Below are 12169 nucleotides of genomic sequence, written 5' to 3'. Positions count from 1 at the left end.
TGAAGCAGGAAGTAAACGCTGAACCTATTTGACAGCTAGAGTTGTTTGGGTAGGTTTAGGTAAGTTTTATGTAGCGGATAATCTATATAGTATAGGCAGCGATTCTGAGCAAGTGCTTCGGCAAAAAGTGTTGGCGCAGTCAAGCTAGAGGGTAAAGTTCTGGCAGGTAGACTCATCAAAACTTCAGCGGTAACTTCGTCGAGTTGGCGAACTGCGATGGCTGCATCCGCACCAGCGAAGTCGCGCAGTAAACTCAGAACTTGACTGATAATTATATTAGCTGTATCGTTACTTCCATATTTGCCGATTGAGTCAGCTTGTGCAAGAGTAGCGAGTACGGATTGAGAAGCCAAACGCCACTCGATGTCTTGTAGGAAACGGCGAATTAAGCTGGCGAATACAGGAATACTGCTGAGTTCGAGGGATTGACGGATGAGTAACCCATCACCGTGCAGGAGTGCGATCGCTAATCCTAACAATCCCACCAAGATTGCAACTCGCAGCCTTGGTATAGGCACCATTATAGAGAATGTCAACAGTACTGGCGCTAACAGCCAGATGAATGACCAATTCTCCATCAAACCTAATCCGACAAGTAGGATTGTTGAACCTAAGACGATCGGTTCAAATGTCGGTAATCGGTTGGGATGATGGAGCGGTAATCGAGATCTTGGAGTTTTTTGTATCAAGCGGCGAGACATTGAGCGATCGCGTTCGTTACTACGTCGGGTGCTAGGATATGAGGTAAGTGTCCCCGCGCATTGATGCGAACAAGTTTACTATGGGGAATTTTTTCTGCCATGTACTCACCTACTTGAGGCGGCACCGCAATATCATCGCTGGCTTGTAGAATTACAGTTGGTACTTTTAGTCGCGGCAATTCGTTACGATGATCCGACTGGAAAATCACCTTTGATACTGCTTGAGCGATGTCGGGACGAACAGCCGCCAAAGTTCTGGCAAACTCTGCTGCCAATTCGGGTTTATCTTCAGTAGCCATTGCGATGGGAGCAAAGCCGCTCGCCCAAGCATAGTAGTTAGCTGACATAGCTTCGTAGAACGCATCCAACTCATGTTGCTCAAAACCACCGTAATATCCAACATCATTAAGATAACGCGGCGACGCATCCAGAAAAATGAGTTGGCTGAAGCAATCGGGCTCAACTAATGCTGCCAGCAGACTAACCATACCACTTACAGAATGACCGACCAAAATGCTTTTGGTTAGTTTTAATTCGGCACACAAATCCAGCAAATCTTCTGCATAGCTGTATAGGCTGCTGTAGCGGCGGGGGCTGTAGGCAGAAAAATCTGACTTCCCCGCTCCGACATGATCGAAAAGTACAATCCTAAAATCGGTTGAAAATGCTGCTACCTGATGTCGCCAAGCACTTTGATCCGAGCCAAAGCCGTGGGCAAAGACGATCGTCCGAGTGCCATTACCCAAAACCTGGACGTTATTGCGCTGCATTATGCTACTTGTAGTTCCCATGAGCTATGAATCCTTTTTTCCGTTACCTATTCCAGGATAAAAGCTGACAAAAAATTGAGGTCATACCAACTTCCGAACAAAGTGGGTATAAAACCAATGTGATTTTTTCCGAAATTATTCCTCTATCTTATGACAGAGATTAACCGGAGTTTGACGTAATGTGTGAGAAGGCAACAAAAGCTTAAGGATGTTTTCTGCTCTAGCTTGCTTTCGGCATTCGCGCTAATCTAATCCCAGCCCTTCTTCATCAATTCTCATGTCCGAACCTTCAATAACGATCGCACTCAAACTCTTCGCAGCTTATCAGGAAGCTTACGGCGTTCCAGACCTAGTATTGGAGTTCCCAGCTTCCACCCCAGTTGTAACAGTGCTGGATAGGCTGATCGCCGAACATCCCGAACTAGCACAATGGCGCAACATCACCCGTTTTGGCGTCAATCTCCAATTTGTCGAGTCAGATACCGTACTCCAAAATGGCGATGAAGTGGTGCTGATTCCACCCGTCAGCGGAGGATAGGGGAAGGGGCTAGGGGCTAGGGGAAGAGGGAAGAGAGAAGAGGGAACATCTTCATCTGCGTGCATCTGCGTTCATCTGTCTTCATCTGCGGTAAAAAATATTCAAAACTTACTTGGCGGATAAATTATCTTCGGCAAACTTATTCCCAAACAAGGCAATTTTATCGCCAAAAGAAAGGCTTGAAAACAGCTATCTTTTGCTTTTATGATATATACTTACTATGGAGGGCGACAGCTTTAAGCACGGCTAAGTATAAAATTTTACAGTTTTTTGATATAGATTCCAAAGTTTTAGTATTTGAAGTGGCTGCTATATAAGGATTTACTTTTTTAGATCAGTGAATTAGTAAGTAATTTTACTTAAAAAACTTGCATATTTATATACATAAAAAAATTTAGTTATTTTTATGATTAACCAAAATAACCTGGGTTGAGTAACTTTAAAACGATGAAATCCTCTTCCCGTTCGGCTGAGCGCGACTCGACGTTCGGCTGAGCGCTCACGTCGAAGCCTGAGCGCTCGCCGAACGTCTCACGTCGAAGCCTAGCCCCTAGTCATAAGCCATAAGCATACCCGACAAAATAAATCGGGTATGTTTGACGGTGTTTAAAGGTCGTGCTAGTATCAATCGACAGTTGAGAAATAGAGAGCAGAAATCATGACTCAGGCGATCGCAACCCAAACCAAGACAGCAGCCACATTTAAATCGCTCAAGTGTAAAGAGTGTGGTAGTGAGTACGAACCTAAAGCAACTCACGTCTGCGAGTTATGTTTTGGCCCGCTGGAAGTGGCTTACGACTACGACACCATCCGCCGCACGGTTACCCGCGAAACTATTCAAGCGGGGCCAAATTCCATCTGGCGTTATCGCGCCTTTCTGCCCGTCGAGACCGACAACCCAATTGATGTTGGAACGGGCATGACACCGCTAGTACGCTCCAATCGCTTAGCGCGTCGCCTGGGATTAAAAAAGCTATATATTAAAAACGATGCCGTCAATATGCCGACTCTCAGCTTCAAGGATAGGGTGGTATCAGTTGCCCTAACTAGAGCTAGAGAGTTGGGTTTTTCTACAGTATCTTGTGCCAGTACAGGAAATTTAGCTAATTCAACAGCTGCGATCGCAGCTCATGCCGGACTCGAATGTTGCGTCTTCATCCCCGCCGACTTGGAAGCCGGTAAAATTCTGGGTACATTAATTTACGGCCCCACCGTGATGGCAGTGCAGGGAAATTACGACCAAGTGAACCGACTCTGCTGTGAAGTTGCAAATACACACGGTTGGGGATTTGTCAACATTAACCTTCGCCCTTACTATTCCGAAGGCTCGAAAACCTTGGGTTACGAAGTTGCCGAACAACTAGGTTGGGAATTGCCAGACCACATCGTCGCACCTTTAGCATCGGGTTCCCTGTTCACCAAAATTTACAAAGGCTTCCGAGAATTTATCGAAGTTGGTTTAGTTGCCGAAAAAGATGTTCGCTTCAGCGGTGCCCAAGCCGAAGGATGTTCTCCGATCGCGCAAGCATTCCGGGAAGGGCGGGATTTTGTCAAGCCAGTCAAGCCGAGTACGATCGCGAAATCACTTGCGATCGGCAACCCAGCAGACGGCATTTACGCATTGGAAGTAGCCCGGAAAACTGGCGGTAACATCGAATCTGTCACCGATGCGGAAATAGTGGAAGCCATCAAGCTGTTGGCAGAAACCGAAGGCATCTTCACCGAAACCGCTGGTGGTACAACAGTTGCCGTGCTGAAAAAACTGGTGGAAGCTGGTAAAATTGACCCCGACGAAACAACCGTCGTCTATATTACCGGCAACGGACTGAAAACCCAAGAAGCGATCCAAGGCTACATCGGCGAACCGCTGACAATCGAACCGAAGTTGGAAAGTTTCGAGCGTGCCTTAGAACGAGCCCAAACACTCGATCGTTTGGAATGGCAACAAGTCCTCGTTTAATAGGGGCTAGGGAAGAGGGCAGAGGGGCAGAGGGGCAGAGGAGCAGAGGGGCAGAGGAGAAATTTTCTTGACCAATGACCACTGACCAATGACCATTGACAACTGACCATTGACAACTGACCATTGACAACTGACAACTGACAACTGACCAAATAACTATGCCCGTCAAAGTTTTAGTTCCTACTGCTCTGCAAAAGTTCACCAACGATCGCGCTACCCTGGAATGTAGCGCCAACAATATTGGCGAACTGCTAGATTCTCTAGAGCAAAGCTGCCCCGGCATCAAAGCCCGACTTTGCGATGAAAAAGGTGAACCGCGCCGATTTTTGAACTTCTACGTCAACAGCGAAGATATCCGTTTCCTGGATGGAACCGAAACATCCCTCCAAGATGGAGACGAAGTGAGTATCGTTCCGGCAGTTGCTGGTGGTTAAATCCTCTCATCCAAAATCCAAAATCCTTTCATCCAAAATCGAATTGAGCTATGGCAGAAGAAACCGATCGTAACGAAGCCGGAGAAATAGCTCCCAGCACTGTTGACGAGCAGGCTCCCAGCGTTTCCGAAGAACACGCTCCCAGCACTGAGGAGCCAGTGGCGACAGATCTTCCCACTGCAAATGCACCCGATCCAACAGCAGTAAATCCTGAAACAAATCCTAATGCAGCAGAGGAGAAAGCTGCTAAACCAAAAGCTGGTGCCAAAAAACCTCCTAAAGCAGAAGCAGAAGAAGGTGCTGATTCAGATGAAAAAGCTGGTGACAAAAAACCTGCTGCCAAAAAAGAGAAAGCTCCAGCCCTTGAAGACAAACCCTTTGCTGAATTTATTCAACAAGACTACTTGCCAGCTTTAACCGCAGGACTTACCAAGCAAGGCGTTAAGGATTTACAACTAAGCTTTGAAACGCAAAAGATTCCGGTGATTGGCTATGCACAAGAACCTGAATGCTGGCAAATCATAGGTAACTGGGATAAGGGTTTGCGTCAATTTCGCGTCTATTTCATCAAAGACGATATTCAAGGACAACGAGCTTTTTCCTTTGCTGAAAATGGTGGTAAACCCAGTACCCTTGAACCTTTCTTGATTGACGAACGCAAAATTACCCTGGATTTGATGGTGTTTGGTGTCGTTCAGCGATTGAACGCACAAAAATGGTTGGTGAGAAATTAGGGGCTAGGGGCTAGGGGCTAGGGTCTAGCGTTGAGGGAAGAGGGAGAATTTACTTTCTTTTAACTTATCAAAGGGCTAGTGCAGGATGGCGGAAATAACTCACCACTAAAAATTGCCAATGATTGCTCTGGAAATCTTGATTTTTACCACTGACAACTGACAACTGACAACTGACCACTTGCACTAGGGATTTTTTCAAGTCTTAAGTCTTAAGTCAGTAGTTCATATCTCTAGGAAATCATACATGACGACGCCGGAGACAGGGTGGTTGTCAATGCCGACATAGCCAGATTTGACCATTTCCTTCAAAACGGCTTCCACATCGGCAAAGCCTATCCCGGTGTCCATTACAGCTTGGGTTACGGAGATTTTTCCACCTCTAGCGGCAGCCGCTTTGACAAGTTTGACCATCAGTTGGTCGCGAGTAGGGGGAACTACTCTTAAAACCGCAGCTTGATTTATAGGCACGCCCGTGGGAGAATAACCCAGTTTGGCTCTGACCTTGGTGTTGTGTTCCTCCACCATGCCGGGAATGAGAACCAAATCGATTACCTGCCCAATTCCAAATAAGCCAAAGGTACACAGCCACAAAAGCCCCGTGGCAAATTTGCGGTTGTACAGGCGATGCAGCCCGTGTAGCTGAAGTAAGCAGGCCAACCAAAGCAGATAGCTAGTGCCAACGTCATTCATGGATCGATCGCGCCAACATTTTTCAGTTCCGATCTCAATCATAGATATTCTGTAGAGGAAGGTGAAAAAAAATTTTCCTTTCACCTTTTCCCTTTGCCCTTCACCCTTCTTAACATTCCGTTGCAAGTCTTAACCAAATACCAAGTTTCTACTCCCCCGTAGCTTGGTAGACTGGAACGCAGCCAGTACAGCGCCCGATAATAAGTATCGACTCATAAGAAGAGAGCAAAAAAACTTATGGTAGATTCACTGAAGAAACCCAGCTTTGAAGAGTTAAGGCCCGGAATTAAAGTTCCAGCCAAAGAAACCATCCTGACGCCTCGGTTCTACACCACGGACTTTGAGGAAATGGGTAAGATGGACATCTCAGCTAACGAAGATGAGCTGAGAGCGATTTTGGAAGAGTTCCGCGCTGACTACAATCGCCATCACTTTGTGCGAGATGCGGAGTTTGAACAATCCTGGGATTGTATTGACGGGGAAACTCGCCGATTGTTCGTTGAATTCCTGGAACGTTCCTGCACGGCAGAATTTTCTGGCTTCCTGCTTTACAAGGAAATGGGACGCCGGTTGAAGGACAAAAGCCCAGTCCTAGCAGAGTGCTTTAACCTGATGTCGCGAGATGAGGCGCGTCATTCTGGTTTCCTGAATAAGGCGTTGTCCGATTTCAACTTGTCGCTAGACTTGGGATTTTTGACTAAGAGTAAAAACTACACCTACTTCAAGCCCAAGTTTATTTTCTACGCGACCTATCTGTCTGAGAAAATTGGCTACTGGCGCTATATCACAATTTATCGCCATTTGGAAGCCCATCCCGAACATCGGGTTTATCCAATTTTCCGCTTCTTTGAAAACTGGTGTCAGGATGAAAACCGTCACGGCGATTTCTTCGATGCTGTGATGAAAGCTCAGCCGCAAACTTTGAATGATTGGAAGGCGAAGCTGTGGTGCCGGTTCTTCCTGCTGTCGGTCTTTGTTACGATGTATCTTAACGATATCCAGCGGGCTGACTTCTATGCGACGCTCGGTCTGAATGCGCGTGATTATGATATATACGTGATTGAGAAGACCAATGAAAGTGCTGGACGGGTGTTCCCGGTGATTTTGGATGTGGAGCGTCCAGACTTCTACCAGCGGCTTGATACTTGCGTGCAGAATAATGCTCGGTTGAGTGCGATCGCAAACTCCAAGACGCCGAAGTTCCTGCAATTCTTCCAGAAGCTACCTTACTACGTCTCGAATGGTTGGCAGTTGGTGCGGCTGTACTTGAACAAGCCGATCGACATGACTCCTCTCGAAGGAACAGTGCGCTAGTTTTGATTTGTTGCTCCTTGATTCGGATCGGTTCTGCCAAGAGCAGAACCGTTTTTTCTATATAATTCATACTCAAAATGAAATTTAATTACTCGCTTTTATTAATCATCAGTTGCTTGACAATGGGAATAACACCCGCTTGGAGTCAAACGCAACCAGAAACAACGCCTAGTTCCAATGCTAGGGATTTAGATTTAAGTCCAGAAATTATTGAAAATAGTCCGGTGTTGCAGCGGTGGATGCGTAAAGTCCCCGATGTTTTGCACGAGATTAAGAATGACCCCAGCTTTCGGACGCGGGTGCGGTTGGGTTATACTCAGTTTCCTTCTACCGATGATGCGGATGCTGCAATGGTGGGAGTGGAGGATTTGTTTATCGGTAGAACTGGGTTGACGGTGAGTGGGGATTTTCAGACCACGTTTAATGGCGATCGCCAAACTTATGGTGGAGATTTGCGTTATTATGTGCTACCATTAGGCGGTTATATTAATATAGCACCTGTCGTTGGTTATCGGCATTTGGAAACCGATCGATATACAACAGATGGAATGAATGTCGGTGCTAAATTGCTGTTAGTTTTATCTCGCGGCGGTGCAGCAGATATTTCTTTAACTCAGAGTTGGGTATCTCCCGGTACGAATGAGGAAGTCGGTTTGACTACCATTTCTACTGGTTATGCGGTTACTCGCAATTTCCGAATATCGACAGATATTCAGAAACAGAATGCAAGACAAGATAAAGATACTCGCTTCGGAATTGCTTTGGAGTGGATGCCCTAAGAAAATTTTAGATTTTAGATTTTAGATTTTAGATTGAAAAACTAGATGATATCATGTCCGGTAGCATCTGTTACCTAAAAAAGTCGTGTGATTATTCTTATCTGCGTTCATCTGCGTGTATCTGTTTTCATCTGCGGTAAAAATTTAACCAAGGATGAAAACAGACAATTTGACGATATTACTCATATACTAACGATGCAACCGGACACGATATGACTTCAAAGTAAGGAAGCGACTGTGTTTGCACTCAGCACTTTGCGGTATAACATGATTAGTCTGTTTTACTCAGCTAGTTTAAATTCTAATATTAAGGTTTGAATGCGATCGTTAAATTCAGCAATCAATTCTTCGTTTGGCGGTATAGCCACATCGTTGTAAAATGCCACAACAGCAACAACTTCACCCGACGCCAGAATGGGTACACCCAAACCAGCTTTTAAACCGGCTTTTTTGGCAAGATGCGATCGATAATAGATAGCAGGTTCTAACTCTACATTTTCGATCCATTCCGGTTTTTGCATCATCCACACGCGACCCGGTAAACCCGCGCCTGCTGCAAAGGTAAAACTTTCCGATTCCTTTCGGAAATCTGCCAGTTCCTCTGATACCATATAATATGCTGGATGGAGACGCATCAGCTTGCTGTCTGGAATCCACACTTCGCCGTATTTCCAGCCAGAGGTTTCGCAGATTTGTTTGAGGATGTTTGTCAGGTCAGCTTGCAAGTTGTCGATCTTAACTTTCTCCACAAGAGTGTTTTGGTTTGAGCGAACTACTGGCAAAGGTACAGCAATTTTATGTGGGAAACTGAGTAATTTGACACAAAATCCTCAATAGACATCTCCTTTCAAAGAATGTAGAGACGTTGCATGCAACGTCTCTACAAGGGTTCAAGGGTTAGCACCTTTAATTTCTGGAGATGTCTAATGCTTGAAGGCGAGATACCCGACTTCTTAAAGAAGTCGGGTATCTGAACTGCTGGGGGCGATCGCATTCTAATTAGATAAGCCGTGATAAAATAGTTCTCATAACTCCGACTACTTGCTTTCTGGGAAATTGCCCCAAATGGTACAAACACCATCCAAACCCGTCACATTAGAAGAGTTTCTGAAACTACCAGAAACAAAACCCGCCAGCGAGTATATTGACGGAAAAATAATTCAAAAGCCAATGCCCCAAGGAAAACACAGTACTATTCAGACCGAACAGGTTACTGTTATCAATGCTGCCCTAAAACCTCGGCGAATTGCACGGGCTTTTACCGAACTGCGGTGTACCTTTGGCGGACGATCGATCGTACCGGATGTGTCGGTGTTTGTTTGGGAGAGAATACCTCGCGATGAGAATGGCGAAATTGCCAACGTTTTTCAGTTAGCCCCCGATTGGACGATCGAGATTTTATCGCCGGAACAAAGCCAGACGAAAGTCACCAAAAATATTCTACACTGTCTGAAATACGAGACACAGATGGGTTGGCTAATCGATCCAGATGAGAAAACAGTATTTGTTTATCTTCCCAGGGAACAACCCGAAATATTTGACGAACCAGAACAGCAACTTCCCGTACCTTCTTTTGCTAGTGATTTACAGTTGACTGTAGGAGAGTTATTTAGCTGGCTTTTGGAGTAATGCAAGTTGGTAGTTAGTAGTAGGTAGGTTGTTGCGCTTGGGCATAAATTCCCGGCTAGATTATTTTTTTTTCAGTAATGAGTTAAAGCGATAAATATCATCTTTAGATGCAAAGGCGTTCAATGGTAAGTAGTAAAATTCTTTTTGTGAAACAATGAAGTAATAACTACGCCTTTTAACAAGTCTTTGAATATTGCCAAAGTCTATTTCTATTCTACTATCATCTACAAAATGTAATGTTATACCTGCCTCACTTATCTCAAATTGATGACCTTTATAAGCCCGGTTATTTTCCTGCAAAATCAACGCTAATGCTAAGAAACTCACAAACAATACAATTACCATAAACATAGGCACAAGTAAAGACAGAAACACCTTAAAAGGAAATAAAGACAATCTTATAGATATCGGAATAGCTATCAAGATCACCACCAGGATTACAATAAATCCATTCATCATATCTTTGAACAAATCCCAAATTGTCCATCTGTATTCACGGCTTATTATCTGCATAATGTTTCTATATTTACTCTAAAAAACAATATAATCTTGCTAAGAAAGGCGTTCATTTCTTGTTATATTAGGATCGGCATACATTAAGATTAGTGTGTGGCGTCGGCTTTTAGAAGTAACATAGAAAAAAATTAACAATTTGAAACAATGCCTAGAACGCCGATTTAGTAATCGTAGGGGCTTTCGCATTCGGACATAAAATCCAGGGTTATTTTATCATTATGGAAGACCAGCCAAACTTACTCTCGATCGCTGAATCTTATCTGCGGGATAAAGTCGCTACCATAGCCGCTGAAATTGATAGCAATCCAAAAGCTCTCCAAAATGCACTCAAAGGTTTGGGCGAATTAGGCGTCCTTGCGCTGAGAATTCCTCAAGAATGGGGCGGTAAAGGTGTCAGCGAAGAAACTTTTCAGTCTTTCCAGGAACTGATAGCCAAATATTCCGGCGCTTTAGCTTTCTTGCAAACTCAACACCAAAGTGCTGCTGGTATGCTTTTTGAGAGTAAAAATGCCTCTCTCAAACAAGAATACCTCCCCCGCACTAGCAACGGTCAAGTGCTGCTGGGGGTAGGCTTTTCGCAACTGCGACGATCGGGCCGACCGCTAATTGTAGCTAATCCTGTAGAGGGAGGTTATGTATTAGATGGAGAAGTTCCTTGGGTAACTGGATGGGGTATATTTCAAGATTTTATTGTCGCCGCCGTTTTACCGGATGGTCGGGCTGTTTTTGGGATGGTTCCTTTTGTGGAAACATATCGAAATTCAGACGGTGCGATTACTTTTAGTCAACCGATGCAGCTGACAGCAATGACATCTACCAATACTGTAACGGCAAACCTGAACAAGTGGTTTTTACCCGTTGAACTTGTTGTTTCTATTAAATCTGCTGGTTGGATTCATGAAAACGATAAAAAGAATGTTTTGCGAGCGACTGGTTTGGTACTCGGTTGCGCTAGTGCTGGTATCGATATTATCGAAGCCGCCGCCATAAATAAGTCGCTTTCGTTTATAAATAAAGCATTGACGTTGCTGAATAGCGAACTCGCTCAATGTCGAACTACCATTAGAAAAGCTCAAGGAAATACAGCTATTACGCTAACAGAAAAGCTGCAATTGCGAGCTTGGTCGATCGACTTGGCGGTGCGAATAGCTCATGCAGCAGTTACTGTTTCTAGCGGTGCTGCTAATTACGCGCACCACGCAGCACAGCGTGTTTACCGAGAAGCGCTGGTGTTTACTGTTTCCGGTCAAACTACCGCAGTAATGGAAGCCACGCTTGAGAGGTTAACTCGTCCTCAAAATAGCGATCGCGAAAAAACCATTACCTACTCGCGATCGATCCATCTAAGTCATGCGATCGATCCTCATATACCCCAATGGCCCGGAGATCCACCTGTAGAATTTGAAACAGTAGCCGCACTAGAGAAAGATGGTTATTATCTGCGGCGTTTTTCCCTTGGCGAACACAGTGCAACCCATATTAACGCCCCCAACAGTTTTCACGCTACTGGTGTCGGAATTGACAAATATCCTGCCGAATCGCTAATTGCACCTGCTGTGGTAATCGATATTCGCGACAAAGTTGCCGAGCGTCCCGATTACGTCCTAACTATTGCCGATATTAAAGTTTGGGAAGCACAACACGGTCAGATTCCACCTAATAGTGTAGTGCTGCTGTACACAGGCTGGCAAGATAAATGGTTTGATAGCAATGCGTTTCTCAACTCGGATATGGAAGGAGTTCTGCATTTTCCGGGATTTGGAAGTGAAGCGACGGAGTTCTTGCTAAACGAACGTCAAATTGCTGGTGTGGGAATCGATACTCACGGCGTAGATTCCGGTCAAGATACAACCTTTACTACTAACCGTTTGGTATTAGAAAAACCCAGGATTGTGCTGGAAAATTTGACTAATTTGGAGCAGTTGCCAGCAAAAGGTATTACCTTATTTATTGGTGTTCTTGGCCTCAAAGATGGCTCTGGTTCTCCTGCTGCTGTAATGGGGTTAGTACAAGGGCCCCCCTAGCCCCCCAAATCTGGGAGAGAAGCACTATTCTCCCCCCAGATTTGGGGGATCGGGGGGGCAAAACCTGGGTTTTTGCGTAA

The 12169-nt window shown here is 45.0% G+C and carries 13 protein-coding genes; 8 read left to right on the top strand and 5 right to left on the bottom strand.

Annotation, left to right across the window (positions count from 1 at the left end; all coding sequences use genetic code 11):
- Window positions 1-35: 35 nt before the first annotated feature.
- Complete coding sequence (locus LAY41_RS23245) at window positions 36-701, bottom strand: hypothetical protein (protein WP_249103360.1); 666 nt, start codon at window positions 699-701, stop codon at window positions 36-38.
- Complete coding sequence (locus LAY41_RS23240; protein WP_249103357.1) at window positions 686-1492, bottom strand: alpha/beta fold hydrolase; 807 nt, start codon at window positions 1490-1492, stop codon at window positions 686-688. The genes LAY41_RS23245 and LAY41_RS23240 overlap by 16 nt, the downstream gene beginning before the upstream one ends.
- Before the next feature lie 256 nt (window positions 1493-1748).
- Between LAY41_RS23240 and LAY41_RS23235 the strand changes: the two genes are divergently transcribed.
- The 4 genes from LAY41_RS23235 to LAY41_RS23220 all read left to right on the top strand — a co-directional run bounded on the left by LAY41_RS23235 (window position 1749) and on the right by LAY41_RS23220 (window position 5137).
- A complete protein-coding gene (locus LAY41_RS23235; RefSeq protein ID WP_249103354.1) occupies window positions 1749-2009 on the top strand; it encodes a MoaD/ThiS family protein in 261 nt (86 codons plus the stop codon).
- Between the two features lie 658 nt (window positions 2010-2667).
- Window positions 2668-3969 carry a threonine synthase gene (gene thrC / locus LAY41_RS23230; protein ID WP_249103352.1) on the top strand — a complete coding sequence of 434 codons (1302 nt, stop codon included), beginning with the start codon at window positions 2668-2670 and terminating at the stop codon, window positions 3967-3969.
- Between the two features lie 158 nt (window positions 3970-4127).
- Window positions 4128-4403 (top strand): MoaD/ThiS family protein, encoded by a 276-nt coding sequence (locus tag LAY41_RS23225; protein ID WP_249103351.1) that lies wholly within the window; start codon window positions 4128-4130, stop codon window positions 4401-4403.
- A 50-nt stretch (window positions 4404-4453) separates the two neighbouring features.
- A complete protein-coding gene (locus tag LAY41_RS23220) occupies window positions 4454-5137 on the top strand; it encodes a DUF2996 domain-containing protein (RefSeq protein ID WP_249103349.1) in 684 nt (227 codons plus the stop codon).
- Between the two features lie 222 nt (window positions 5138-5359).
- On the opposite strand, the gene LAY41_RS23215 is transcribed toward LAY41_RS23220, so the two are convergent.
- Entirely contained in the window at window positions 5360-5869 is a 510-nt protein-coding gene (locus LAY41_RS23215) for an NINE protein (RefSeq protein WP_338023046.1), read from the bottom strand.
- Window positions 5870-6064: 195 nt separating this feature from the next.
- Between LAY41_RS23215 and acsF the strand changes: the two genes are divergently transcribed.
- Together acsF and LAY41_RS23205 are read left to right on the top strand one after the other, a co-directional pair.
- Window positions 6065-7141, top strand: a complete 1077-nt coding sequence (acsF, locus tag LAY41_RS23210) for a magnesium-protoporphyrin IX monomethyl ester (oxidative) cyclase (RefSeq protein ID WP_249103347.1) — start codon at window positions 6065-6067, stop codon at window positions 7139-7141.
- 122 nt (window positions 7142-7263) lie between these two features.
- On the top strand, window positions 7264-7920 hold the full coding sequence (locus tag LAY41_RS23205; protein WP_249103345.1) for a hypothetical protein: 657 nt from the start codon (window positions 7264-7266) through the stop codon (window positions 7918-7920).
- Window positions 7921-8201: 281 nt separating this feature from the next.
- Here LAY41_RS23205 and LAY41_RS23200 read toward each other — a convergent pair whose 3' ends face one another.
- Entirely contained in the window at window positions 8202-8669 is a 468-nt protein-coding gene (locus LAY41_RS23200; RefSeq protein WP_249103342.1) for a GAF domain-containing protein, read from the bottom strand.
- Window positions 8670-8985: 316 nt separating this feature from the next.
- Here LAY41_RS23200 and LAY41_RS23195 point away from each other — a divergent pair, with 316 nt between their 5' ends.
- The gene (locus LAY41_RS23195; protein ID WP_249103340.1) at window positions 8986-9549 is read left to right on the top strand and encodes a Uma2 family endonuclease; all 564 of its coding nucleotides are present in this window, start codon (window positions 8986-8988) and stop codon (window positions 9547-9549) included.
- A 60-nt stretch (window positions 9550-9609) separates the two neighbouring features.
- Here the strand turns inward: LAY41_RS23195 and LAY41_RS23190 are convergent, their stop codons facing one another.
- Window positions 9610-10062 carry a YcxB family protein gene (locus LAY41_RS23190; RefSeq protein ID WP_249103338.1) on the bottom strand — a complete coding sequence of 151 codons (453 nt, stop codon included), beginning with the start codon at window positions 10060-10062 and terminating at the stop codon, window positions 9610-9612.
- A 221-nt stretch (window positions 10063-10283) separates the two neighbouring features.
- Between LAY41_RS23190 and LAY41_RS32645 the strand changes: the two genes are divergently transcribed.
- Complete coding sequence (locus tag LAY41_RS32645) at window positions 10284-12089, top strand: cyclase family protein (RefSeq protein ID WP_338023045.1); 1806 nt, start codon at window positions 10284-10286, stop codon at window positions 12087-12089.
- Window positions 12090-12169 lie beyond the last annotated feature (80 nt).

Source organism: Argonema galeatum A003/A1, assembly GCF_023333595.1.
Lineage (GTDB): Bacteria > Cyanobacteriota > Cyanobacteriia > Cyanobacteriales > Aerosakkonemataceae > Argonema > Argonema galeatum.
This window is presented reverse-complemented; position numbering and strand designations above follow the sequence as displayed.

Excerpts from the sequence above, each read along its gene's own strand:
- LAY41_RS23245 (WP_249103360.1), bottom strand. The coding sequence starts at position 701 with ATGTCTCGCCGCTTGATACAAAAAACTCCAAGATCTCGATTACCGCTC.
- LAY41_RS23240 (WP_249103357.1), bottom strand. The coding sequence starts at position 1,492 with ATGGGAACTACAAGTAGCATAATGCAGCGCAATAACGTCCAGGTTTTG.
- LAY41_RS23235 (WP_249103354.1), top strand. The coding sequence starts at position 1,749 with ATGTCCGAACCTTCAATAACGATCGCACTCAAACTCTTCGCAGCTTAT.
- thrC (WP_249103352.1), top strand. The coding sequence starts at position 2,668 with ATGACTCAGGCGATCGCAACCCAAACCAAGACAGCAGCCACATTTAAA.
- LAY41_RS23225 (WP_249103351.1), top strand. The coding sequence starts at position 4,128 with ATGCCCGTCAAAGTTTTAGTTCCTACTGCTCTGCAAAAGTTCACCAAC.
- LAY41_RS23220 (WP_249103349.1), top strand. The coding sequence starts at position 4,454 with ATGGCAGAAGAAACCGATCGTAACGAAGCCGGAGAAATAGCTCCCAGC.
- LAY41_RS23215 (WP_338023046.1), bottom strand. The coding sequence starts at position 5,869 with ATGATTGAGATCGGAACTGAAAAATGTTGGCGCGATCGATCCATGAAT.
- acsF (WP_249103347.1), top strand. The coding sequence starts at position 6,065 with ATGGTAGATTCACTGAAGAAACCCAGCTTTGAAGAGTTAAGGCCCGGA.
- LAY41_RS23205 (WP_249103345.1), top strand. The coding sequence starts at position 7,264 with ATGGGAATAACACCCGCTTGGAGTCAAACGCAACCAGAAACAACGCCT.
- LAY41_RS23195 (WP_249103340.1), top strand. The coding sequence starts at position 8,986 with ATGGTACAAACACCATCCAAACCCGTCACATTAGAAGAGTTTCTGAAA.
- LAY41_RS23190 (WP_249103338.1), bottom strand. The coding sequence starts at position 10,062 with ATGCAGATAATAAGCCGTGAATACAGATGGACAATTTGGGATTTGTTC.
- LAY41_RS32645 (WP_338023045.1), top strand. The coding sequence starts at position 10,284 with ATGGAAGACCAGCCAAACTTACTCTCGATCGCTGAATCTTATCTGCGG.